Source organism: Dactylosporangium sp. NPDC049525, assembly GCF_040676755.1.
Classification (GTDB): Bacteria; Actinomycetota; Actinomycetes; order Mycobacteriales; family Micromonosporaceae; genus Dactylosporangium.
Map to the genome: position 1 here is coordinate 1 of NZ_JBFAPO010000024.1, position 21,795 is coordinate 21,795.

General features: G+C 72.4%; 27 protein-coding genes and 1 pseudogene. 14 read left to right on the top strand and 14 right to left on the bottom strand.

Going from position 1 to position 21,795, the window contains the following annotated elements; genetic code table 11:
* From AB0K00_RS29820 to AB0K00_RS29840, 5 genes are all read right to left on the bottom strand, one after another.
* Nucleotides 1–417, bottom strand: a 417-nt coding sequence (locus tag AB0K00_RS29820; protein ID WP_363526684.1) for a hypothetical protein, incomplete at its 3' end; no start/stop codon positions are given.
* A gap of 27 nt (nt 418–444) precedes the next feature.
* The gene (locus AB0K00_RS29825) at nt 445–831 is read right to left on the bottom strand and encodes a hypothetical protein (protein ID WP_363526687.1); all 387 of its coding nucleotides are present in this window, start codon (nt 829–831) and stop codon (nt 445–447) included.
* A 220-nt stretch (nt 832–1,051) separates the two neighbouring features.
* A complete protein-coding gene (locus tag AB0K00_RS29830; RefSeq protein ID WP_363526690.1) occupies nt 1,052–1,792 on the bottom strand; it encodes a hypothetical protein in 741 nt (246 codons plus the stop codon).
* On the bottom strand, nt 1,789–2,295 hold the full coding sequence (locus AB0K00_RS29835) for a sigma-70 family RNA polymerase sigma factor (protein WP_363526693.1): 507 nt from the start codon (nt 2,293–2,295) through the stop codon (nt 1,789–1,791). Before AB0K00_RS29835 ends, AB0K00_RS29830 begins: the two co-directional genes overlap by 4 nt.
* Nucleotides 2,296–2,403: 108 nt before the next feature.
* Complete coding sequence (locus AB0K00_RS29840; protein ID WP_363526696.1) at nt 2,404–3,324, bottom strand: M56 family metallopeptidase; 921 nt, start codon at nt 3,322–3,324, stop codon at nt 2,404–2,406.
* A 77-nt stretch (nt 3,325–3,401) separates the two neighbouring features.
* Between AB0K00_RS29840 and AB0K00_RS29845 the strand changes: the two genes are divergently transcribed.
* The 4 genes from AB0K00_RS29845 to AB0K00_RS29860 all read left to right on the top strand — a co-directional run bounded on the left by AB0K00_RS29845 (nt 3,402) and on the right by AB0K00_RS29860 (nt 6,509).
* The gene (locus AB0K00_RS29845) at nt 3,402–3,791 is read left to right on the top strand and encodes a BlaI/MecI/CopY family transcriptional regulator (protein ID WP_363526699.1); all 390 of its coding nucleotides are present in this window, start codon (nt 3,402–3,404) and stop codon (nt 3,789–3,791) included.
* Nucleotides 3,792–3,843: 52 nt separating this feature from the next.
* Nucleotides 3,844–4,368, top strand: coding sequence for a hypothetical protein (locus AB0K00_RS29850; protein WP_363526702.1), 525 nt, complete (start codon nt 3,844–3,846; stop codon nt 4,366–4,368).
* A gap of 63 nt (nt 4,369–4,431) precedes the next feature.
* Nucleotides 4,432–5,670: a glycoside hydrolase family 3 N-terminal domain-containing protein gene (locus tag AB0K00_RS29855; protein ID WP_363526705.1), complete on the top strand. Its 1,239-nt coding sequence runs from the start codon at nt 4,432–4,434 to the stop codon at nt 5,668–5,670.
* A gap of 35 nt (nt 5,671–5,705) precedes the next feature.
* Nucleotides 5,706–6,509 carry a DUF4184 family protein gene (locus AB0K00_RS29860; protein ID WP_363526708.1) on the top strand — a complete coding sequence of 268 codons (804 nt, stop codon included), beginning with the start codon at nt 5,706–5,708 and terminating at the stop codon, nt 6,507–6,509.
* Here AB0K00_RS29860 and AB0K00_RS29865 read toward each other — a convergent pair.
* A complete protein-coding gene (locus AB0K00_RS29865) occupies nt 6,472–7,221 on the bottom strand; it encodes a methyltransferase domain-containing protein (RefSeq protein WP_363526711.1) in 750 nt (249 codons plus the stop codon). The two genes, AB0K00_RS29860 and AB0K00_RS29865, sit on opposite strands and share 38 nt — an antisense overlap.
* A gap of 135 nt (nt 7,222–7,356) precedes the next feature.
* Here AB0K00_RS29865 and AB0K00_RS29870 point away from each other — a divergent pair, with 135 nt between their 5' ends.
* The 3 genes from AB0K00_RS29870 (at nt 7,357) to AB0K00_RS29880 (ending at nt 9,964) form a co-directional block, all read left to right on the top strand.
* Nucleotides 7,357–7,866 (top strand): hypothetical protein, encoded by a 510-nt coding sequence (locus AB0K00_RS29870; protein ID WP_363526714.1) that lies wholly within the window; start codon nt 7,357–7,359, stop codon nt 7,864–7,866.
* 141 nt (nt 7,867–8,007) lie between these two features.
* Nucleotides 8,008–9,213, top strand: a complete 1,206-nt coding sequence (locus tag AB0K00_RS29875) for an alpha-L-rhamnosidase C-terminal domain-containing protein (RefSeq protein ID WP_363527103.1) — start codon at nt 8,008–8,010, stop codon at nt 9,211–9,213.
* A 241-nt stretch (nt 9,214–9,454) separates the two neighbouring features.
* Nucleotides 9,455–9,964, top strand: a complete 510-nt coding sequence (locus AB0K00_RS29880) for a hypothetical protein (protein WP_363526717.1) — start codon at nt 9,455–9,457, stop codon at nt 9,962–9,964.
* A gap of 436 nt (nt 9,965–10,400) precedes the next feature.
* On the opposite strand, the gene AB0K00_RS29885 is transcribed toward AB0K00_RS29880, so the two are convergent.
* From AB0K00_RS29885 to AB0K00_RS29910, 6 genes and pseudogenes are all read right to left on the bottom strand, one after another.
* Complete coding sequence (locus tag AB0K00_RS29885; RefSeq protein ID WP_363526720.1) at nt 10,401–11,426, bottom strand: hypothetical protein; 1,026 nt, start codon at nt 11,424–11,426, stop codon at nt 10,401–10,403.
* A complete protein-coding gene (locus tag AB0K00_RS29890) occupies nt 11,426–11,911 on the bottom strand; it encodes a SigE family RNA polymerase sigma factor (RefSeq protein ID WP_363526723.1) in 486 nt (161 codons plus the stop codon). The genes AB0K00_RS29885 and AB0K00_RS29890 overlap by 1 nt, the downstream gene beginning before the upstream one ends.
* A gap of 67 nt (nt 11,912–11,978) precedes the next feature.
* Complete coding sequence (locus AB0K00_RS29895) at nt 11,979–12,260, bottom strand: hypothetical protein (RefSeq protein ID WP_363526726.1); 282 nt, start codon at nt 12,258–12,260, stop codon at nt 11,979–11,981.
* 599 nt (nt 12,261–12,859) lie between these two features.
* Complete coding sequence (locus AB0K00_RS29900) at nt 12,860–13,003, bottom strand: hypothetical protein (protein ID WP_363527115.1); 144 nt, start codon at nt 13,001–13,003, stop codon at nt 12,860–12,862.
* Between the two features lie 54 nt (nt 13,004–13,057).
* Nucleotides 13,058–13,390: a hypothetical protein gene (locus AB0K00_RS29905; RefSeq protein WP_363527118.1), complete on the bottom strand. Its 333-nt coding sequence runs from the start codon at nt 13,388–13,390 to the stop codon at nt 13,058–13,060.
* Between the two features lie 46 nt (nt 13,391–13,436).
* A pseudogene (locus tag AB0K00_RS29910) lies at nt 13,437–13,598 on the bottom strand (toll/interleukin-1 receptor domain-containing protein); the annotation flags it as partial.
* A gap of 98 nt (nt 13,599–13,696) precedes the next feature.
* On the opposite strand from AB0K00_RS29910, the gene AB0K00_RS29915 reads away from it, so the two are divergent.
* Genes AB0K00_RS29915 through AB0K00_RS29925 form a run of 3 tightly spaced genes read left to right on the top strand, consistent with a single transcriptional unit; the run spans nt 13,697 to nt 17,054 of the window.
* Nucleotides 13,697–14,221: a PadR family transcriptional regulator gene (locus tag AB0K00_RS29915; RefSeq protein ID WP_363526729.1), complete on the top strand. Its 525-nt coding sequence runs from the start codon at nt 13,697–13,699 to the stop codon at nt 14,219–14,221.
* Nucleotides 14,218–14,904 carry an ABC transporter ATP-binding protein gene (locus tag AB0K00_RS29920; RefSeq protein WP_363526732.1) on the top strand — a complete coding sequence of 229 codons (687 nt, stop codon included), beginning with the start codon at nt 14,218–14,220 and terminating at the stop codon, nt 14,902–14,904. The genes AB0K00_RS29915 and AB0K00_RS29920 overlap by 4 nt, the downstream gene beginning before the upstream one ends.
* A complete protein-coding gene (locus AB0K00_RS29925) occupies nt 14,901–17,054 on the top strand; it encodes an FtsX-like permease family protein (protein WP_363526735.1) in 2,154 nt (717 codons plus the stop codon). The genes AB0K00_RS29920 and AB0K00_RS29925 overlap by 4 nt, the downstream gene beginning before the upstream one ends.
* Before the next feature lie 48 nt (nt 17,055–17,102).
* Here AB0K00_RS29925 and AB0K00_RS29930 read toward each other — a convergent pair whose 3' ends face one another.
* On the bottom strand, nt 17,103–17,648 hold the full coding sequence (locus AB0K00_RS29930; RefSeq protein ID WP_363526738.1) for an NUDIX domain-containing protein: 546 nt from the start codon (nt 17,646–17,648) through the stop codon (nt 17,103–17,105).
* 40 nt (nt 17,649–17,688) lie between these two features.
* Between AB0K00_RS29930 and AB0K00_RS29935 the strand changes: the two genes are divergently transcribed.
* Both AB0K00_RS29935 and lexA read left to right on the top strand, forming a co-directional pair.
* Nucleotides 17,689–18,447: a thioesterase family protein gene (locus AB0K00_RS29935; RefSeq protein ID WP_363526741.1), complete on the top strand. Its 759-nt coding sequence runs from the start codon at nt 17,689–17,691 to the stop codon at nt 18,445–18,447.
* Between the two features lie 124 nt (nt 18,448–18,571).
* Nucleotides 18,572–19,207: a transcriptional repressor LexA gene (gene lexA, locus AB0K00_RS29940; protein ID WP_363526744.1), complete on the top strand. Its 636-nt coding sequence runs from the start codon at nt 18,572–18,574 to the stop codon at nt 19,205–19,207.
* 67 nt (nt 19,208–19,274) lie between these two features.
* Here lexA and AB0K00_RS29945 read toward each other — a convergent pair whose 3' ends face one another.
* A complete protein-coding gene (locus tag AB0K00_RS29945) occupies nt 19,275–19,958 on the bottom strand; it encodes a Crp/Fnr family transcriptional regulator (protein WP_363526747.1) in 684 nt (227 codons plus the stop codon).
* A gap of 181 nt (nt 19,959–20,139) precedes the next feature.
* Between AB0K00_RS29945 and AB0K00_RS29950 the strand changes: the two genes are divergently transcribed.
* Entirely contained in the window at nt 20,140–20,640 is a 501-nt protein-coding gene (locus AB0K00_RS29950) for a SigE family RNA polymerase sigma factor (RefSeq protein ID WP_363526750.1), read from the top strand.
* Nucleotides 20,637–21,746 (top strand): hypothetical protein, encoded by a 1,110-nt coding sequence (locus AB0K00_RS29955; RefSeq protein ID WP_363526753.1) that lies wholly within the window; start codon nt 20,637–20,639, stop codon nt 21,744–21,746. The genes AB0K00_RS29950 and AB0K00_RS29955 overlap by 4 nt, the downstream gene beginning before the upstream one ends.
* The last annotated feature ends 49 nt before the right edge of the window (nt 21,747–21,795 follow it).

The following is a 21,795-nucleotide window of genomic DNA, read 5'->3' on the forward strand; positions in this document are numbered from 1 at the left end:
GGTCGCGTCGGCCTCGGCCACGCGGCCGCCGCCAGGGACGGTCGCGGTGGCGGTGGCGGTGGCGGGTGCCAGGCCGGGCCAGGCGCCGTTGCCCGCCGCGGACTGCGCCCACCACGACGACAGCAGGTCCGCGGGGTCGTGGTCGGCCGGATCGGACATGTCGTCGGGGATGAGCTCGCCCTCGACCCAGGGCCGGGCGGCGTCACCGTCGAGCGGCGTCAGCAGCAGCGGCCACAGCCCGGAGGTGGGGTGCGCGGCCCGTAACTGCCCCCACAGACCCGGTGGCGGTGCCGTCTTGCTCAGCCAGAGCACCACGGGCTCGTCGTCGTCGAGGTCGGGGCGGATGTGCTTCCCGGCGGGCAGGGGCACCGTGAGGGCCTTCACCCGGGCGGGCAGCGTCAGACGCTTGGCGGACACCATCACGACCGTAGTCGATCGGCCCGGTCAAAGACACTTCCCGCCGGCGATGCCCTGGGCGAGCTCCTTGCTCGACTGGCCGAGGACCCGGATGCCCTTGACGTCACCGGTGTAGGCCACCTCGGCGGCCAGGTCGCACAGCTGGCGGGCGGTGCCGGCGTCGCCGTCGGACAGGGTGGTGGTGATGACGACGGTCGTGCACTGGCCCTCGGCCTTCACGCCCTGCACGCCGGGCCGCGCGAGGCGTTCCTGGACCTTGGTGACGGCGCCGCCGCAGTCGTCGCGGGCCGCCGCGGCCCCAGTGGAGGCCCCGCCGGGCGTGGGCGTCGCGGTCGACGTCGTGGGGGAGTCGCTGCACGCCGCGAGCGCCAGCAGCGTCGCGACGGCGATCAGGCCGAATGGTCGTGTGCTCATGGATCGACGGTAGTCGTACACCGGCTGCCGTCGCGCGGGAGATCCCGGAGCTGCTGCGGTTCGACGCGACGGTCGGCAGCTGCCCGACGAGCTGGTCACGCTGCCACTGGAGCGGCTCGGCCTGCGGTACGACCTCCTTGGCGCGACCGACCGCGCCGGCGTCAAGGAGGTGTTCCCGCAGGCCGAGCTGTGAACTGTCAGGGACGAACCGGCGCCGGCGTTACTTGTTCCTGGGCGCCTTCTCACTCGGGTCCGTCGTCGCGCCCGGACGTTCCACGCCGGGCGACTTGACGTTCGGGTCTCCCTTGACACCGGCGACGCCGTGGCCGGGCGGCAGCTCGGTGGTGCAGACGAGCGGCACGCCGACCGACACCAGCCGCTCGACCGATCCGGGGGCGCCGTCCGTGATCTCCAGCTGCGCCGGGTTCAGGTAGCCGATGAACAGCTGCTTCCCGGCGGGCATCGCCGACGGGACGAAGATGAACGTGGCCTCGCCGTCCGTGTTGACCTCCCGCTGCACGACGCTCTCGACGCCGGGGCCGGTGCCGCGCACCAGCGTCGGGTCGTCCTGCGGGCCCACGCAGAACTCCCCGACCTTGATGAGCACCGGGAAGCCCGCCTGGCGCAGCGCCGCCTCGAGTCCCGCGGGGTCGTCGATGTACTGGCGCTTGGTCCAGGTCACCTGGACCGTGCCGTCGGCGAGCTTGTCGACGCTGTATGCGACCGTGCGGACGTGCACGTCCCCCCCGTTGCTGGGCGGCGCGGCCGACGGGTTGGCCAGCGTCGCCACCCCCAGCGCGAGGCCGGCGACCGCTACCGTGCCGGCCGCCACGGCCGCCACGCGGCGGTGGTGCCGGCGCGTGCGACCCGTGCTCAGGATCTGCTCGACCGGGGTGGACATGGTCACCCCGTCCATCGCGTCCCGTAGCGTGTCCAGTACCCCTGTGTCGTGGTCGTTCATGATCCACCCTCCTGGTTGTGGTTGACGACGAGATGCCCGCGCAGCGTCGCGATCGCCCGCGACAGGTGGGCGGTGACGGTGCCCGGGGCCATGCCGAGGGCCTTGGCGGTGGCCGCCGTGTCCAGGTCGAGGAAGACCCGGAAGGCGATCACCTCCCGCTGCCGCTGCGGCAGCCGGTGCAGCAGCCGCAGCAGCGCGGGGTCCAGCCCGGCGGTGGACAGGCCGGGATCACCGGCGGCGTCCGCGGTGTCGTGCCCGTCGTTCAGGTCGACCTCGCGCCGCCGCCGGCGCCACCACGACACCCGCAGGTTCAGCGCGGTGCGGACGATCCACGCCCGGGGTGCCGGATGCCGGCGCACCTTGTGCCACGACATCCAGGCCCGGGTGAACGCCTCGGCGACCAGGTCCTCGGCCAGCTGCCGATCGCCGACGCCGGCGAGCACCGCGCGCAGGCACCTGTCCCGATCGGACCGGTAGAACTCGGTGAACTCCAATTGCCCCACGCCCTGGATACGTCTGGGGACCCCGATCCGCTTACCGGACTTTCGACGGTCGTGTGCAGGCCGCCCGGCGGTGCGTCACCCTGGTTGCGCGAAGCGCGGCCGCGGGCGTCAGTGCACGCCGCGGGCCGCCTCGATGAGCTCGACCAGGTCCAGGGCCGCCTCGACGGACCAGACGCAGGAGAACGCGGCGAGGGCCGCCGGCAGCAGGCGCAGCAGACCCGCGCCGCGCCACGTGCGGGGGGTCAGCAGCAGCGACACCCGCCGCGGCACGATCCCGCGCGGGGTCGCGACGTGCAGCACCGACAGCGCCGACCCGGCCGCCGACGCGCCGGTGCCGGCGGTGGCCAGGGCCGCGACACCGATGGCGTGGGCAACCGTGCGGCGGCTGCCGACCTCGGTCGCGGCCTGCTCGTCGGCGGCCCGCTCGAGCAGGTAGTCGACGTGCCGGGCGACCCACCACAACGCGGGATGGGCGGCGGCGGCCAGCCCGGCGATCCGGGCGAGCCGGTGGTGCCGGCCGGCGAGGTGCGCGTGCTCGTGCGCGAGCAGCGCGTCGAACTGCCGGTCGGTGAGCAGCGACCGCATGCCGGTGGTGACCACGACGTAGCCGGGCGTGCCGGGGACCGCGAACGCCCGCGCCGTCGGGTCCTCGAGCACGACCAGCGGACCGGCCGGGGTCGAACGGGCCAGCGCCAGGACGTCACGGTGCCGGCGCCACCGCTGGGTGACGGACACGACGACGGCGGCCAGGAGCGTGACACTGAGCCACGGCACCCACGGCTCGGCCGCGGTGTCGGCCGTGACGACCCTGGCGGACCAGCCGAACTCGCGGCCGACGGCCGGCACCTGAGCGACTGCCTTCATCGCGAACAGCAGCAGGTTGGCCGTGCTGGCGGCGGCGACCACGGCCGCGGACCAGGCGACGGCACGCGCGGCGCTGGCCGGCGGCAGCCGGTCGGCGAGGAGCCGCACCACGAGCACGACCAGCGGCGGCACCACGACCACCGACCACACGAAATGATCGAACATGTGACTCCGTCCAGACCGGTCGAGTCTGCCACGCCCAGGGCAGCGGCGGCGGCCCGACGGTCGATAGAGTCGTGCTGGTGAGCGCATCCCAGCCGACGGGCGATCGACGGCGCCGGCCCGGACAGCTCGAGGCGCAGGTGGTCACCGTCCTCGGCGCCGCACCGGCCCCGCTGACCCCCGGCGAGGTCCGCGACCTGCTGGACCCCACCGGCGCGCTGTCCTACAGCACCGTGGTGACGACCCTGACCCGGCTGCACGAGAAGGGCTCCGTCACCAGACACCGCGACGGCAGGGCGTTTCGCTACGGGGCGCTCAGCGACGCCGCCGGCCTGGTCGCCGAGCGGATGAGCCGGCTGCTCGCCGACGAGCCCGACCGGGCCACGGTGCTGCGCCGGTTCGTCGGCACGCTCGACGACCGCGACGGCGAGACCCTCCGCGCGCTGCTGCGGGAGCACCCGGAGGACTAAGCTCGGTAAACTTCTACGTCGTGTAGAAGTTTGCGGGGGGAGGTGTCTGGCGGTGGTGCTGGACGACGTCCTTCTCGCCCTGCTGGGCGGCCGCGACAGCAGCGCCTGGGAGCTCATGCAGCGCCACGGTGAGATCTTCGGCAGTGCCCGCCGGATGGACATCGTCCGGGTGATGGCCGCCGTCACGCGGCTGGAACGCTCCGGCTTCCTGCGGGTCGACGCCGCCGTCCCGGCCCGCATGTCCAGCGGCAACCGGCGCACCTGCTCGCTCACCGCCGCCGGGCGGCAGCGCCAGCGGGCCTGGCTGTGCGACCTGACCCCGGACGTCAGCATCGAGGACGTCTACGTGCGGGGGATGCTGGCCGTCGAGTCCGCCGACGAGGCCACGTTCGAGGCGTTCATCCGCAGCGGGCTCGCCGTCACCCGCGCGCGCATGCACGCCCTCGCCGACGACGCGGCCGGCGCGGCGGCCGTGACCCGCGCCAAGGACGCCTTCGAGCGCGAGACCGTCCGGGCGCTCGCCCTGTGGCTGCACCAGCTGCCCGACCACCGCTACCCGCGATCCGCCGCAGGTTGACGAGCGTTGCCCGGGTAACGTCCACCGGGTCGGCATCACGTGAACCGTCGGACGGAGCGGCCAGTGGCAAGCCATCGTGGCCGGATCGGCCCGTTACCCAGGTGGAGCGTCGCCGTCGCGGCCGTGGCCCTGCTCGCCGCCGGCGCAGCGCTGTGGTTCGTCGCCGCCGGCCGTGGTACTCCCGGCTCCGGCACCCGCACGCCCGGGACCGGAGCGGCCGCCGGGTCCTCGGCCGCCGGCTCCCCGTCGCCCAGCGTCGACTGCGCCTCGGCGATCGTCGCGAAACTCACCCTGCAGCAGCAGGTCGGGCAGCTGCTCATGATCGGCACCCCGATCGGCACGCCACTCAACGCGGTCCAGCCGATCCAGCGGTACCAACTGGGCGGGATCTTCCTCGCGGGGCGCAGCACGGCATCGGCGGCCTCGCTCAAGCAGGCGATCGGTCAGCTGCAGGCGGCCGGTGCGAAGTCCGCGGGCCTGGGCCTGCAGATCGGCGTCGACCAGGAGGGCGGCCAGGTCCAGACGCTGAAGGGCACCGACTTCCCGGCCATCCCGTCGGCGGTGAACCAGGGCAAACTCGACGACGCGACCCTTGCCTCCCGCACCGCGGAATGGGCCGGCCGGCTCAAGGCCATCGGCGTGACGATCGACCTGGCACCCGTCGCCGACGTGGTCCCGGCCGACGTCGGCAAGGCCAACCCGCCGATCGGCGGCTTCGACCGGCAATACGGCTCCACCCCCGAACCGGTCGCCGCCGACGTCGCGACGGTCGTCACCGCGATGCAGGGCGCCGGCGTGCTCACCACCCTGAAACACTTCCCGGGACTGGGCCGGGTCCGGGTCAACACCGACACGTCCACCGGCGCCCGCGACGACGTGACCACCGCCGACGACCCCGCCCTGCAACCGTTCGTCAAGGGCATCGAGGCCGGCTCGGCGGCGGTCATGATCTCCTCGGCGACCTACCCGAAGCTGGACCCCGCCAACGTCGCCGCGTTCTCCACCCCGATCGTCACCGGGCTGCTGCGCCAGAAGCTCGGCTTCGACGGGCTCGTCCTCTCCGACGACCTCGGCGCCGCCGTCGCGGTCAACTCCGTGCCGCTGGGGCAGCGCGCGGTCCGGTTCATCAAGGCCGGCGGCGACGTCGCCCTGTCGGTGAAGCTGTCCGACGCCGGCCCGTGGACGGATGCGCTCCTCGCGGCGGCCAAGGCCGACCCCGCGTTCGCCGCCCGGGTGACCGAGTCGGCGACCCGGGTCGTGCGCGCCAAGGTCCGCGCCGGCCTGGCCCGCTGCGGAGGGTGACACACGTCGCGACATGACCGACTAGGGTCTCGATCATGCCGGCCACGTTCCCCTCGCACGCCGCGGCGGTGCTGCCGCTGAAGCTGTGGCAGCCGACCTGGTTCGACGGCGTCGCCCTGGTCATCGGATCCGCGGCGCCCGACCTGCCGTATGCCCTGGGCCGCAGCAGCTCGGCGCCGTACACCTACGGCCACACCTGGTGGGGCGTGCTCGCCTCGGTGCCCGCCACGATGGCGGCGACGCGGCTGGTGCGCCGGGCCGCCCCGGAGGTCGCCGCGCACCTGCCGGACCTCGGCCCGTTCGCCGCCCGGGACTACGGCGCGCTCGGCGCCGTGCGGCACCCGTGGTGGGTCACCGCCGGTTCGGCGCTCATCGGCGCCGCCAGCCACGTCGCGTGGGACCACGTCACGCACGCGTCGGTGAGCGGCACCGGGCTCGGCCTGCGCTCGTTGGACCGCGAGGTGCTGCCGGGGGTACCGGCGTGGATGCCGCTGCACCTGGCGTCCAGCGCGGCCGGGGCGCTCGGGTGGCTCGCGCTGTCCGCCCGGGTCGGCCGGGGCCGGCAGATCGCGGCCTGGCACGGGCCCTCGCCGCGGGTGCCCAGCCGGCCCGCGGTGTTCTGGGGCGCGGCCGCGGCGACCGGGGCGGCGGGCGTCGCGGCCGCCGTGCTCGCCCCGAGCCCGCGGGAGCGGATCGTGCGGTTCCTGCCCCCGCTGCCCCGGCCGTCGGTGCTGTCCGCGCGGCTGCTGGGCATCACCGCGGCGTCGCTGATCGCCGCTGCGGCGGTGCACCGGTCTGCCGTCAGGCTTGCAGACGGCGCGCCACGTAGACGACGTTGACGGCGTACCGGTCGGCGCCGGGCAGCACACTCGCCGCCGAGTCGACACCACGCGCGATGCGGTCCAGCCCGCGCCGCTCGTACCAACCCTGCGTCAGCATCGAAAACCCGCGCCGTTCGACGATCTCGAACCCGTGCCGCTCCAGCAGCCGGCCGATGTCGTCGTGCGACAACTCGGCGAACCAGCGCTGACCCCGCAGCCGGCGCGCCCGCAGGTGCCGCAACGACCGGGCGTTACCGTGATTCTCGATGACGAGCAGGCCGGCATCCGGGTCGGGCAACGCCTGTGCGGCAAACGCAAGGGCCCGGTCACGGACGGTGTCGTCGACGTTGAGCAGCAGCCGGAACATGGTGACCAGGGCAGGCCCCTGCTCCGCCGCCGCCGGGCGCGGCACGGGACCGTCCGCCGCGACCGCGTGCAGCCGGGCCCGGGTGCCGACCTCGGCCGCCTTGGCCAGCATGTCGGTGGAGGTGTCATACCCGTGCGCCTCCCGCACGAGACCGTGCAGGCTGCGGATCGCCCGGCCGGTGCCACAGGCGAAGTCGTGCTGGACGGGCCGGACCCCCGGGAACGCCCGCCGGACCAGCGCCCGCAGGTACGCCCGCTGCCGCTCGTTGATCCGCGACGCGTAGCTACCGGGCGCGTAGGTGACATGCTCGTACTTGTCGACCGCACCGGTGTCCTGGAACACCCGCGCGTAGTTCGTGTCCAAAGCTGATCCCCGTTCGTTCGGTGCCGCTACATCTGCAACTTCTCCGTGACGGCCCGGATACGGCCAGTAATCAGCCGGTGCGCGACCATGCTGCGAGGGGCAGCGGATCGCGGCCGGCACTTCTAGCCTGGTTCTGTGAAGAAGAGGGCCGTCCTGTTGGCGGCGGTGGTGGTCGCGGTCATCGGGCTGGCCGCCTGCTCCCGCTCGGCCACCCCGGATCCCGCGCAGGCGCCGTTCGTGCTGGGAACCATGGACGGGGAGGTGAGGTCCTACGACCGGCTGGTCGGCGCATGGCATGGGACGGAGTTCGGCGAGTCGTTCGTCGAGGTCTCGATCCGCGAAGGTTGGAGCATTCATCTCCGCGGCCGGTGTACCGGCTCGGGTGTGCTCAAGATGCGCATGACCGCCATCAGCATGAGCTTCACGGACGGCTGGACGTGCGACGGTCAGTGGCGGTTCCTGATGATGTTCTTCCCGGCCAACGAACTGGCTGTCGGTCGCATTGACCTCGGCCCCTTCACCGTGGCGCTCGACCGCGCCGACACCATCACCTCCTGGGACGTCGAAGCCTATTCGACGGAGCCGACCCCCTCGCTCGGCCCAAGCCTCTCGCCATGGCCGTCCCCATCGCTGCCGCGCGCCTGATACGCCACGGTGATCGCGCAACCAGCACCCGGGCCGCGGGGCCACGATCCGTTATGTCAACGTTGGACAAAACCGGATCGTAAGAAGCAGCGTAATCCGCGCATTACGGGCGGGACATGAGATAGATGCTGGTCACCCGCACTGTCGTACCGCCAGGCGCTCAATGTCGCCAAGGCGGCCACGGCCCTGGGTCAGACCGCCGACGCGACCCACTACGACCAGCTCGCCGAAGGCATCAAGCAGGCGTTCAATGCGCGGTTCCTCAACGCCGACGGCGCGAGCTACGGCAGCGGCCGCCAGACCACGAGCGTGCTGCCCCTGGCATTCGGCCTCGTGCCCGACGCGAACGTCACCGCGGTCGGCGCGCGGCTCGTCGACACGATCCTCAACCGCAACGGCGGCCACCTCGACACCGGGATCTTCGGTACCCGGTACCTCATGGACGCCCTCGCCCGCATCGGCCGGATCGACGTCGCGATGACCATCCTGGACTCCACGTCGTACCCCGGCTTCGGCTACGAGATCTCCCGGGGCGCGACGACGGCGTGGGAGGAGTGGACGTACGCCTCCTCGATGGAGACCCACGACCATGCCATGTTCGCCGGCATCAATGCGTCGCTGTACACCCAGCTTGCCGGCATCCAGCCGGCGAACGCCGGCTACGCGACCCTGACCGTCGACCCGCGCGTGCCGCCCGGCCTGTCGCACGTCGCCGCGACCATCGACACCGTCCGCGGTCCGGTCACGTCGTCCTGGACGGTCACCGGCCAGCAGATCACCCTCGACGTCACCGTCCCGGTCGGCGCCACAGCGACGGTGCACGTGCCGAACTTCGGCCGCGGCACCGCCACCGCGAGCTCGGCGGGCGCGATCCAGCAGTCGGCCACCGGCACCGAGACCGTGTACTCGATCGGCTCCGGCGCCTGGCACTTCACCGGCTCCGTCCTCCCGGCGGGATCGTCGGTCCCGCCCGGCGCCTGGCCGAAATGCGCGGGGGAGACCGGCACCTGCGCGTTCTCGGGCACACAGACGGTGGCGTACGGTGCCGCGGGGCGCTACGCCTACGCGACCCTCACGGGCGGCACCACCTGCGGCAACGGCGTGTTCGGCGACCCGATCCCCAATGTCTCCAAGTCCTGCTACCTCCTTGCGCCGCCACCCGCCAATACGACCTGGACGCAGTGCGCGACCGAGACCGCCACGTGCGCCTTCGCCGGAGCCGCAACGGCCGCGTATGGGGCCAACGGGCAGTTCAAGTACGCGACACTCAGCGGCGGCACCGCCTGCGGCAACGGGGTGTTCGGCGACCCGGTCCCCGGCACCGGGAAGGCCTGTTACGTGCAGTGACCGGTGCAGCCCGGATACCTTGCCGATGAAGTCGCGCTGATGATGATCGTGCCGGCGACCGGTGGCGGGGGTGATCACGGAGACCCATGAGGGTTCTTCCGTTGCCTGCGCCGCACCGCCGCTGCCGATCGATGCCGCGCCCGCGTGATCGCCCGCGTAGCATGCGATCTCGCGGCGCACGCCGCTGCCGTCGGCCGCTTTCCGGCCGGCATGCCTTATCGACGAGACGGGGGAGCGCTGCGTGCAGTTGCGACGGGCACTTGTGACGCTGGCGATTTCCGCGGCCCTGGGACTGGTCGCGGGCTGCGGCCAGGAGCCCGGGAGCACCACCCAGCCCGCCGCACCCGTCACCACTGCGGCTTCCTCCAAAGCGGCCGCGGCGTCCGGTCCGGTAGCGGCCGGCACTGGCGGCGCCGAAGCGGTGTGCAAGGCGATCATCGAAGTCTACGAGGCCGAGAAGCGACCGCTCGTCAGCGCCTACGGTGAGTACGTCACCGCGACGGTCCTCAACGACCAGGCCAAGATCCCGGAGCGGCGGGCCAAGGTCGAAGAGATCATCAAGCGCCTTTCGCAGGCGGCCCACGCTGAGCTCGCGAAGGCCACCGACCCGCATTTCAAGGCGGCGCTGGCGGACTACATCGCCGTGGCGCAGGAGGTGTACCTCACCCCGAATGAGGATGCCGCACTGGACGCCAAACTGAAGAAGGTCGTCACCGCCGCGCAACAGTACTGTCCGGCGCTGGGGAAGTAACCGTTCGCGCTTTGCAGGGGGATGCGACCGTACGGGCGGCGCTCACCCGTTCAGGACACTGGGTACCGGCGCTGGGCGATGCCAGTGCCGGCGATGTGACTGGTGTGTGAGCCTGGTCTTGAGGCGCCCCGTCTTTGTTGGTGGCGCAAGAGAATCCGGTCATGGAATACGAAAAGGCTCTTGGAGCCGGATGTACCTGCCATTGGAGTCGCTGCACCGCGCGCGTCGACTTGCTTGATGGCAGCTGCGTCGAAGACACCTGGCACGAACTCGACCAACCCGACCCGAAGTGCCCGATACACCGGAGAGCAGAGGGCTGATCTCTGCATCGTCCGATCGAGCCACCCGCCGACGCCCCGCCGTACAACCGTGACGGCGGGGCGTCGCGCAATCAGGTGGGCCGGGTTCGCATCGCGACGCCTGCCGGTACTGGAGCTCAGCGGCCACCGATCCAGCTCAGGTCCGGCCAGGGTCCGAAGTCGAAGTCCTCGATGATCCGGGTCAGTGTGGGCATTGCCGGCTCGCCGTCGGGGTCGTCGTCGAGTTGGGCGTACACCTCGATGCCGTCGGGCAGGGTCAGGAAGAGCTGCCGCATTTCGGGCACCTGCCAGCCGCTCCAGTCGCGGATGCGGATCGGTGTGGTGGCGAACGTGTTCCCCAGCCGCATCGCGGCGCTGGTGCCCATGGTCATGAGCAGCCGCCGCCCGCCGGTGCCGCTCATCGTCACCTCCTGGGTCCAGTTCGTGTCCTCGAACCCGTGTTGCAGCCGCCAGGGCGCGGTGGCGAGGTCCGGCGGCAGCCAGCCGAAGCGGGGGCCGACCGCGGTGGTTCCCGGGTCGGGCCGCACGGAACGCGCGACCCGGACGGCCAGGTCCTGTTGGGCGTCCGCGACGTCATCGGTGTGTACGCTCACCAGCAGCTGTGGCTGGCCAGGCGGCTGCCAGGTGAGGTACGTGCCGGGGGTCTGATCGCCGGTCTGGACGAGCCGGCCCGGTACGCCGTTGACGTCGACGGTTGTCTCCCGGCCGCTTGGCCGATCGGGATCGAGCGACGGGTGCCAGCCGATCAGCAGTGCGATCATCCGGTCCGCGGTGCCTGGCTGCCAGTCCCGTGAAAGGACGGGGGCCTGGGTACCGTCCACGACGACGGTCCGTTTGCCCTCGCCGTAACCGCGGGGCAGCCAGGCCGGACGGAAGCGCAGGGGGACCTCCAGCCAGCCGCCGCCGGGACCGGCATGCAACACCGGAAACCTCGACGCGGGGGGTTGGGTGAGGCGCCACACGCCGGCCGCCGCGACACCGGTGGCCGCCACGACCGTACCGGCGCCGGCCAGCTGCAGGACCAGTCGGCGCTGGCGGTGCCGCCGCGCGCGGACGACCAGCGAGGCGCGGATCCGGTCCGCTGGCGGCGCCTCGTCGGCGAGGGCGGCGAACGCGCTACGGATGGCTTCTGTGTCGATCATCAGTCCTCCTGTACCGGCTGCAACGCCGCGATCTCGCGCAGCTTGGCCAGCGCCCGCGACGCTTGGCTGCGGACGGTCCCCTCGGTGCAGCCCAGCAGCGCGGCGATGTCGCCGTCGGTCATGTCCTCGTAGAAGCGCAGAGCGATCACGATGCGCTGGCGGACCGGGAGGGTACGGATCACCTGCAGGATCGCCTCGCGCCGCACGAGCGCGTCGACGCCGTCCTGGGCCGGCGCGGGCGACTGGACCCGTTCCCGGCGGAGGGCGGCCGCGACCCGGCGGCGGGCGGACAGCAGCTCGTTCACGATCATCTTGCGCAGGTACGCGTCCGGCACGTCCAGTTCGCTGATCCGTGCCCACCTCGGCTGCGCTTTGATCAGCACGTCCTGGACGACGTCCTCAGCCACGTGCGGATCGCCGGCCAGCACCGTCGCCTGCCGCAGCAGCGCCGGCAGCCGCGCCGCCACGTACTCCTCGAATACCAACCCGGCCCTCCCTGTTCACCCCCTAACACGAAGCTGTGGACCGGTCGTGTTGCACGGCGGGACGGACTCATTCGGCCGCGCGGGCGTCGCGCCACTGCCGCTGCAGGCGGGTGATCCGCTGGAGCGCCGTCTTGAAGCCGGTGTAGTCCTCGGTGCCGAGCGACTGTTCGTGGCGGTGCTCAATCGCCGCGAGGATGGCGCGGGCCCGCGGGCCCGATCGCTGGGACAACTCGGTCGCTCGAGTGCCCTCGGGGTCCAGGAAGGCCAGCACCATGCCATGGCGTGGCCGTACGTCCGGATGCCCTTGCTCGGCCAGGGTCTCGAACAGCTCGTCCTGGACGGCACGCAATGGCCGGCTCACCGATGGTCTGGCCGAGCAAGGGCTCGAGGAGCGGCTCCAGTACGGCAAGCCGCACTACCTGAAGAACGGGGAATTCGCGGCCGTCATCGAGGGCAGGCGTCGTGTCTGCGACGTCTGCCCTCGCAGCTCAATCTCTAGAGCGGCTCAATCTCTGGAAAGGAACAGGGTTGTGAGAATGACCAGCACGTTGCCAGGTGTGGCGACTGCGATAGCCGTCTCCCAGGAGATGACGTCGAGTGTGACGAGTACGTATCCGAGTAACCAGACGGCAGCACATAGGACGACCGTTACCAACCGCAACCGTCTCGCGACTGGTCCTGGACGTCGCTTCCAAGGCTCGCCGGTTCGCATCATCGGAACGCGCATCTCCGATCCACCATCAGGACATGCAGGCAAACGGCAGATCGACTCTCCGCCGGCGCCGGTGTACGTGGCCGCCTACGACTACCAGCCGGTGTCGGTGACAGCCCTGGCCGACGTGCGACTGGCCGCACCGCCGCCCGGGGCCGGCTTCCGGTCACGATCCGCGCCCCGCACGGCTCTACGGTGCTGTTCCCATTCGGCTCCGGCGTGCTACGCCGATATCGTCAGCTCCGCTTGCCGCCGGCGGCGCGCCAGACGGCATCGGTGATGAACCCTATCCCGAGCGCAGCCGCCATGGCGAGCAGTGCCTTCTCCCACATCGGGTGGCCCCGCAGCCAATGGTACTGGGTCAGGCTTGCCGTAATCATCACGAGCATTACGGCGACAAAGCCGGGCGTCCGGAGTGATGGTGAGGAGCGCATCTAGTTCCAATACCTCGCAACGACCGCCGTAATACAGGTGACTGTGAGAGCTGAAATCGACTCGAACTCGCCGGCGAAGGCGCCAAGGGTAGCAGCACCGACTCCCCAGTTGGAGTTGTTCACGGTGGCGACGATGTCGCCGTGCAGGTTGGCCAGTTGCCATTCCGTGTTGGTGACGCCGAAGGTGCTGGTGACCGCCGCCGTGCCGCCGGCGCCGGCCACGACCCGGGTCCACGTGCTGCCCGCCTCGTCCGTCCACGCCGGTCGGTCGCCATCGGAGGTGTAGTAGTTCGTCTTCGTGGTGGTGGTCGTGCGCGCCGGAAGGTTCGACACCCGCGGCCCAGAACCCGGAAACCGCCCCACCCCGCTCATGTACAAAGTCCGCGCCCGGCCGGAAGTCGAACGACTGCACCACCGTGGAATAACCGGCCCGCTCCAACTCCACCGCGATCCACTCAGCCCACGACCGGTTCACCCCCGCATACGAGATGAAGAAATCCCGCCCCGAACCGTCAACAGCCACAACCCCACAGCCAACCACCAACCACCCGAGCCGACAAGGCGCGGCAGCACGCCGGATCCAGGTACCTACGCTGAGGGTATATACGCGGCGTATACTCTCAGCGTATGGTGGTGGGCATGAGCGTTCCCCTCACGTTGCTCGGGCTCCTCGAACGGGAGCCGAGCCATGGCTATGACCTCAAGCGCGACTACGACACGTTCTTCGGGCGCGGCAAGCCGCTGTCGTTCGGGCAGGTCTACGCGACGCTCGGGCGCCTCGCCCGGGACGGCAAGGTGGTGATCAGCGACGTCGAGCCCGGGGAAGGGCCCGACCGGAAGCGGTACGTCATCACCGACGTCGGCGCCACGGAGGTCGACGCGTGGCTCGCCGAGCCGGTCGAGCCGGAGCCGCACCTGCAGACGGTCCTGTTCGCCAAGGTCGTGCTGTCGCTGATGCTGGGCCGCTCCGCCGAGGACTACCTCGACCTGCAGCGCAGCGCGCACCTGCGGCGCATGCAGCAGCTCACCGAGGTCAAGCGGGCCGGCAACCTCGTCGACGCGATGCTCGCCGACCATGGCCTGTTCCACCTCGAGGCCGACCTGCACTGGATCGAGACGACGGTGGCGCGGCTCGACGCACTGACGAAAGAGGTACAGCGGTGACCACGATCATCGAAGCACGCGACGTCCAACTGTCGTTCGGGCAGACGCCCGCGCTGCGCGGTGCCACCCTCGCCGTCGCCGAGGGCGAGATCGTCGCCGTGATGGGGCCCAGTGGCTCCGGCAAGTCGACGCTCCTGCACTGCCTCGCCGGGATCCTGGTGCCCGACGAGGGCGAGATCCTGTTCGACGGCGCCCGCGTCGACCGGCTCGACGAGACCCGCCGCAGCACCCTGCGCCGGGACCGGTTCGGGTTCGTGTTCCAGTTCGGCCAGCTGGTGCCGGAGCTGACCGCCGAGGACAACGTGGCCCTGCCGCTGCTGCTCGGCGGGGCCCGGCGCGCCGCCGCCGTCGCGGAGGCCCGGCCGTGGTTCGCCAGGCTCGGCCTCGAGGGGCTGGAGTTGCGCCGCTCCGGGGAGCTGTCCGGCGGCGAGGCGCAGCGCGTCGCGCTCGCCCGCGCGCTCGTCGCCAAGCCCCGCGTCCTGTTCGCCGACGAGCCCACTGGTTCTCTGGACTCGCTCACCGGTGAGCAGGTCATGGACCTCATGGTCGACTCCGCGAAAGCGCAGGGCACCACCGTCGTCCTGGTCACGCACGAGGCCAGGGTCGCCGCGTACGCCGACCGCCAGGTCATCGTCCGCGACGGCCGGGTGCACGCCCTCGCCGCCGCCCGGGGTGCGTCGTGATCCGGTTCGGGGTGCGGCTCACCGTCGCCGGCGGGCGGGAGGCCGTGGTCCGGCTCGCCGTCATGGCCGGTGCCGTCGCGCTCGGCGTGTGGCTGCTGGTGAGCACCCTCGCCGGTGTCAACGCCGTCAACGCCCAGTTTGCCAGGTTCGCCGCGCTCAGCCCGCAGACCAGCTCGGCCGACGGTCCACTGTGGTGGGCCGAGCGCAACGACTACTTCAACGGCCAGTCCATGCAGCGCATCGACGTCGCCACGACCGGCACCGGGGCGCCCGTCCCGCAGGGCCTGCAGCGCCTGCCCGGACCGGGGGAGTATTACGTGTCCCCGGCCCTCGCTGACCTGATCGCGGCGACCCCCGCGGACCAGCTCGCCGACCGGTTCCCGGGCCGGCAGGCGGGGCTCGTCGGCGACGCCGCCCTGCCCTCGCCCGACACGCTCACCGTGATCGTCGGCAGCACTCCGGATCTCGTTTCGCAGCTGTACGGGGCCCGCCGCATCACGGCCTTCCCGACGGTGGCGCCCGGTATTCCTGTCGCCGCGCTCGACCTGATCCTGTCCGTCGTCGCCGGCGGGCTGCTCTTCCCGGTGCTCATCTTCATCGGCACCGCGACCCGGCTGGCCGCCGCCCGCCGCGAGCAGCGCTTCGCCGCGATGCGACTCATCGGCGGCACGCCCCGGCAGATCTCGGTCGTCGCCGCGGTCGAGTCGACCGTCGCCGCGCTGCTCGGCACCGTCGTCGGGTTCGGGCTGTACTTCGCGTTCCGCGTCCAGCTCGCCGGGATCCCGTTCACCGGCATGCCGTTCCACCCGGAGGACGTGACCCTCGGCCCGCTGATGGCCGCCGCGGTCATCGTCGGCGTCCCGGTCGGCGCGGCGATCGCCGCCCGCGTGGCGCTGCGCCGGGTCCGCATCTCCCCGCTCGGGGTCGTGCGCCGGGTCACGCCGAAACCGCCGCGCTGGTATCGGCTGATCCCGCTCCTGCTCGGCATCGCCGAGCTCACCTTCTTCATCGGCCGGGTGCCGGAGCACTCCACCGCCCAGGTCGCGGTGTTCATGCCCGGGCTGCTGCTCATCATGACGGGCCTGGTCATCGCCGGGCCGTGGCTGACGATGGTCGGCGCCCGCCTGCTCGCCCGCCGGGCGCAGCGCCCCGCGACCCTCATCGCCGCCCGCCGCCTCGCCGACAACCCCGCCGCCGCGTTCCGCGCGATCAGCGGCGTCGTCATCGGCCTGTTCGTCACCACCGTCTCCATCGGCATCATCCAGAGCATCGCCGCGGAACGCGGCTCCTACGCCGACGCCCTCGCCGCCTCGACGATGGTCGCGCAGTTCGAACACAACCCCGACAACATCCCCGCCCCGGTCATCGCGTCACTGGCGGCCGGTGACAAGGTCCGCTCGGTGACGGTCATGCGGGACAACCCGTTCCATGACGGCGCGTACGCCGGCACCGTGTCCTGCGCCGACCTCGCGCGGACCCCCGAGTTCGGGCGCTGCGCCGACGGCGCCGTGGTCGCCTGGGTGTCCGAGGGCTTCATGCAGTACCGCGCCGCGCACGGCTCCGGTGTCGTCTGGCCGGCCGCGCCGCTGACCGAGGCGCAACTCGCCGCGCAGCCGGTCATCGAGGTCGTCGTCGGCACCGACGGGTCCACCGCCGCGCTCGAACGCACCCGCACGGCGCTGCAGATCGCGTTCCCGGACCTGCGGATCATGCCGGCGACGGAGTGGGACCACGTCCACGACCAGAACTCGCAGCTGGCCGGCTTCGAACAGCTCGCCGCCGTGGTCATCTTCGCCAGCCTGCCGATCGCCGGCTGCAGCCTCGCGGTCAGCGTCATCGCCGGCCTGACCGACCGCAAACGCCCCTTCAGCCTGCTGCGGCTCACCGGGGTACCGCTGGGCGTCCTGCACCGGGTGGTGGCCCTGGAAAGCGCGGTGCCGCTGCTGGCCGCCGCCGTCCTCGCGATCGGCGCCGGGCTGCTCGGCGCGCAGCTGTTCCTGACCGCGCAGATGCAGTACAACCTGCACCCGCCAGGGCTCACGTACGGCCTGATCGTGGCCGGCGGGCTGCTGCTGTCCCTGGCCATCATCGCCGCGACGTTCCCGCTGCTGCGCCGCATCACCGGCCCGGAGACCGCCCGCAGCGAATGACGCCGTCGCACGGTCCGGGGGCGGGCGCGGCCCCGGACCGCGGCGGGCTCAGGCCGGCGCCGGCCGCACCTGCGCAAGGCCGGCCTCGGCGAGGACCCGGGCCATGATGCGGACCGAGCCATCGGCGTAGTCCCACACCTCGTCGAGGGCGGCGGCCGCCGGCACGACCCGGCGGTGCGGAATCTCGAACCTCGGCTCCCACGGGTCCACCACGACCTCGGCGCGCCAGAACGAACGGATCAGGACCAGGCCGAGCTCCGGGCCTGCGATGCACTCGGAGCGGGCGACGCCGAGCAGGCGGGCCTCGGTGACGCGGACGCATGCCTCCTCCCGCATCTCGCGGCACAGGGTCTCCAGGTCGGTCTCGTCAGCTTCGGGGCGGCCGCCCGGCAGTCCGAAGTGGACACCCTGGTCGCTGATCAGGACCAGGTCCGCACCGGCGAGGCAGACACCGTTGGCGCCGTGCTGGCGGCCCGCCGGCCGCTCGCCAGGCGGGTGCCAGGACACCAACCAGTCCTGGTGGTTGCTGCGGGAGGACATCGGCTCGCAGTCGGACGCGGGCACGGCCCGGCCGACGGGAATCAGGTCCGGCATCACCGCAGGCTATCGGGCAGCGCCGACCTACGATGTCCCGATGGCGTTCTACCTCCCGCTCGGCGACGGCCGGTTCGAGTCCACCGAACACACCCGCGGACCGTGGGACGCGGGCTCGCAGCACGCCGGACCGCCCGCGGCGCTGCTGGGCCGGGCCGTGGAGTCGGTGGCGCCGCCGGGGATGCGGGTGGCGCGCCTGACGTACGAGATCGCGCGGCCGGTGCCGATCGCGGCGCTCGAGGTCACCGCGCGGGTGGTGCGGCAGGGCCGCAGCGTCACGCTCGTGGAGGCCGCGATCGACCCGTTCATGCGCTGCTCGGCGCTGCTCATCCGGGTCGGCGAGGACCTGGTGCCGGCCGCCACCCCGCCCGTCACCGTCCACCTCGACGGGGCCACCGTCAAACCGATGTACCCGACCACGCACGACGTCGGCTACCACACCGCGATGGACGTCCGCTTCTCCGAGGGCTCGTTCCTGGAGCGGGGACCCGCGACCGCCTGGATGCGCATGCGGGAGTCCCTTGTGGACGGTGAGGAGCCGAGCCCGCTCAGCCGGGTGCTGGTCGCCGCCGACTCGGGCAACGGCATCAGCAACGAGCTGGAGCTCAAGCACTTCCTGTTTGTGAACGCGGACCTGACCGTGCACCTGCTGCGCCATCCGGTCGGCGAATGGGTGTGCCTGCGCTCCGCGACAGCCATCGACGCCGCCGGGATCGGGCTGGCCGACACCGCCCTGCACGACCAGCACGGCCCGATCGGCCGCTCGGCGCAGAGCCTGTTCGTCGCACCCCGCCGGTAGCGGAGCCGCCGGGGCGCGGAGACCGCCGGCGCTGAGGCGTCCATTGTGGAGGGGCGGCGCAGCGTCCCGGAACCGATCGAGGGAAGTTCGTACAGATGATCGAATCATGGCGTATGGTGATCGCATGGCGGACAGCGTTCTCAGCGATCGGCAGCAGCACGTCCTGTCCGTGATCCGCGGCTGGGTCGAGGAGCACGGCTATCCGCCCACGGTGCGCGAGATCGGCGCCGCGGTCGGCCTCGTGTCGACCTCGTCGGTGTCGCACCACCTCAAGTCGTTGGAGCGGCTCGGGTTCCTGCGCCGCGACGGGCGGTGGCCCAGGGCGATGGACGCCCGCACGACCGACGTCGACATCACCGGCGCGCCCCCGGCCGCCTACCGCGACGCGGGCGTCAGCGTGCCGGTGCTCGGTGCGATCGCCGCCGGCCAGCCGATCCTCGCCGAGGAGCAGGCGGAGGACGAGCTGACCCTGCCGTCCTCGCTCGTCGGCCACGGCAGCCTGTTCGCCCTGCGCGTCAAGGGCGACTCGATGATCGAGGCGGCCATCTGCGACGGCGACTTCGTCGTGGTGCGCCGCCAGCCGGTCGCCGAGAACGGCGACATCGTCGCCGCGATGATCGACGGCGAGGCGACCGTGAAGGTCTACCGCCGCCGCGACGGCCACGTCGACCTGGTGCCCCGCAACGCGGCGTATGACGTCATCCCCGGCGACGAGGCCGTCATCCTCGGCCGCGTCGTCAGCGTGCTGCGCCGCCTCTGACCGTCCCACCGCCGGCGAGGCGCGCCCCGGACGATCGCCGAGCGGCAGTAGCGGCGGGGCAGCGGTCTCACGCGGCGCGTGGGACCGGGTCGGGAGTGCCGGCGCGGCGGCGCAGCGCCTCGAGATCCAGGACCGTCTCCGAACGGCGGCCGGTCCGGATCCAGCCCTGCCGGCGCCACCCGGCGAAGGTCTTGGCGACCGCCTCGCGGGAGACGCCGACCCAGTGCGCGAGGTCGTCCTGGGACAGCATCGGTCCGATGCGGACGGTGCCCGCGTGCGGCCGGCCGAAGCGGTCGGCGAGCTCGACCACGCGCGCGGCGAGCCGGTCCGCGGCGCTGTGCACGCTCAGCTCGACGCGGGTGCGGTCGGCGTCGCGCAGCCGCCGGGTGACCTCCCGCGTCAGGACCGTGCCGACCCGCGGGTGCGCGTCGAGGTACCCGTCGAGCGCGGCCATCGGCATCAGCGCCGCGGTGACGTCGCCGAGCGCCTCGACGGTGCCGGACCGCGGGCGCCGGTCGATGGCCGCCAGGTCCCCGATCAGCGTGCCGGGTCCGCAGATGGCGAGCAGCACCGTGTCACCGGCTGCGGTGTCGTAGGAGACCTTCACCTGCCCGGCGAGCAGCAGCGCCACCCACTGCGCCGGGTCACCCTGGTGGAACAGCACCTCGCCGCCCTGCCAGCGCCGCCGGAAGCTGCGGCCGGCGAACGCCTCCCGCTCCGCAGCGGTCAGCTGCCCCCAGAACCCTGTCATGGCCGCGCCCCCTCCAGCGAAAGCGAACGAGCGAACCACCGTGTTCGCTGGAATCAGATTCCAACGGCCGGCCGGCCAGCCCCAACCTCACTGGAACGATCTGTGGCATCGTTCCAAATTTCCCGTGGTCGGCGTGCAAGGTTCTGGACCCGGCGCGCGTACTGATGGTGGGAGGCAACGCATGGACGGCGGGGCGGCACAGGAGTTCACCGAGTTCGTCTCGGCGCGGGGGCAGGCGTTGCTGCGGACCGCGTATGCGCTCACCGGCAGCCAGCACGCGGCCGAGGACCTGGTGCAGACGGCCCTGGCCAAGGCGATGCTGCGCTGGTCCCGACTGCACGGCGACGCCGAGCCGTACGTGCGCCGGATCATGTACAACGAGTACGTCTCCTGGTGGCGCTGGCGGCGGCGCCGCGCCGAGGTGCTCACCGCGGATCCACCCGAACGCGGCGTCTCGACCGGCGAGGACACCGTCCTTCGGGTGGCCGTCCGGGCCGCGCTCGGCACGCTCCCGCCGCGCCAGCGGGCCGTGCTGGTGCTGCGCTACCTCGAGGATCTCACCGAACGCGAGGTCGCCGACCTGCTGGGCGTGTCGCCCGGGACGGTCGCCAGCCAGGCGTCGCGCGCGCTGGCGACGCTGCGCGGCAGGATGCCGGAGCTCGACGGAGTGGAGGCACGGTGACGAACCAGCATCTCGACCGCATCGTCCGCGACGTGCTGGCGGACCTGGCCGATGAGTCCCGGCCGGCGGAGCTGCTCGACGGCACCGCCGGGCACGTCCGGCGCATCCTCCGGCGGCGCGCCGCCGCCACCGCCGGCGCGGCCGTGCTGGTCGTGCTGGCCGTGCTCGTGGCGCCGCTCCTCGCCGGAGTGCGGGCCGACCGGAACGGGCCCGCGCGGCCCTCGCCGACCGCGGGCCGGGTGTCGCCGTCCGGCGCTGCCCTGCCCGTGCCGGCGCTGACGATCACGCCGGTCCCGCCCCGGGTCGACCTCCCGGACGGGTTCACCGTCACCGCCATGGGCACGGCGTCCGGCGGGGCGTCACTGTGGATCTACAACCGGGATGCCGGCGCCCTCGTCGCCACCCCCTACGCGTTCGCGTCGCTGGCGCCCACCGGCACCCGCGCGATCGTGCAGGCCCGCGCGAGCGGCCCCGAGCCGCTGCTGGTCGACCTGCACGACCTGACCGCACAGCCACGGCCGAAGCTCGACAACGTCTCCGCCCAGATGTGGAGCCAGGACGGACGGACCCTCCTGGACGGCAGCGCGGCCCCGGGCTGGCTGCACATGATCGACGCCGACACGGGGGAGCGGCGCGACGTGCTGTTCAAGGCGCCCCAGGTCGGCTGCGACCGCACCGTCGGGTGCGCCCCGGTGTGGTACCCCGGCGACGCCGCCGCCAGCGTCGCGGTCTTCGACCCGTCCACCGGCGAGCAGACCGGCATCCAGGTGATCTCCGCCGAGAACGGCGCGACGATCAAGTCGCTGCCCGTGAAGGGGTACCTCGCCGGCGCCTGCAGCTGGTCGACCGACGGGCGCTACGTGGCGACCGAGATGCGTCCCGAGACCGGCGACCCGTGGCTCGAGATCACCGAAGCCGCCACCGGCCGGCGCGCGGCCCGGCTCCCCGCGATGGCGCACGCCAACCCGGACACCCTGTGCTGGTCGTCCCCGACCCGGCTGCTCGTCCCGGACGGCGACCACGTCAAGGTCTTCACCCCGGACGGCACGCAGGAGCAGGCCATCGCCGTCCCGGACGCCGCCTGGGTCACCGTCGGTCCCCGGTGACCGGGGCGGCGCCGGGGACGGGCGGGTGCGTGCCGGACCGTAGAATGCC

Bases quoted from the DNA above. Each gene is read 5' to 3' on its own strand.
- AB0K00_RS29825 (WP_363526687.1), bottom strand. From the start codon at position 831: ATGAGCACACGACCATTCGGCCTGATCGCCGTCGCGACGCTGCTGGCG.
- AB0K00_RS29830 (WP_363526690.1), bottom strand. From the start codon at position 1,792: ATGAACGACCACGACACAGGGGTACTGGACACGCTACGGGACGCGATG.
- AB0K00_RS29840 (WP_363526696.1), bottom strand. From the start codon at position 3,324: ATGTTCGATCATTTCGTGTGGTCGGTGGTCGTGGTGCCGCCGCTGGTC.
- AB0K00_RS29860 (WP_363526708.1), top strand. From the start codon at position 5,706: ATGCCGGCCACGTTCCCCTCGCACGCCGCGGCGGTGCTGCCGCTGAAG.
- AB0K00_RS29885 (WP_363526720.1), bottom strand. From the start codon at position 11,426: ATGATCGACACAGAAGCCATCCGTAGCGCGTTCGCCGCCCTCGCCGAC.
- AB0K00_RS29900 (WP_363527115.1), bottom strand. From the start codon at position 13,003: ATGATTACGGCAAGCCTGACCCAGTACCATTGGCTGCGGGGCCACCCG.
- AB0K00_RS29915 (WP_363526729.1), top strand. From the start codon at position 13,697: ATGAGCGTTCCCCTCACGTTGCTCGGGCTCCTCGAACGGGAGCCGAGC.
- AB0K00_RS29930 (WP_363526738.1), bottom strand. From the start codon at position 17,648: ATGCCGGACCTGATTCCCGTCGGCCGGGCCGTGCCCGCGTCCGACTGC.
- AB0K00_RS29935 (WP_363526741.1), top strand. From the start codon at position 17,689: ATGGCGTTCTACCTCCCGCTCGGCGACGGCCGGTTCGAGTCCACCGAA.
- lexA (WP_363526744.1), top strand. From the start codon at position 18,572: ATGGCGGACAGCGTTCTCAGCGATCGGCAGCAGCACGTCCTGTCCGTG.
- AB0K00_RS29945 (WP_363526747.1), bottom strand. From the start codon at position 19,958: ATGACAGGGTTCTGGGGGCAGCTGACCGCTGCGGAGCGGGAGGCGTTC.
- AB0K00_RS29950 (WP_363526750.1), top strand. From the start codon at position 20,140: ATGGACGGCGGGGCGGCACAGGAGTTCACCGAGTTCGTCTCGGCGCGG.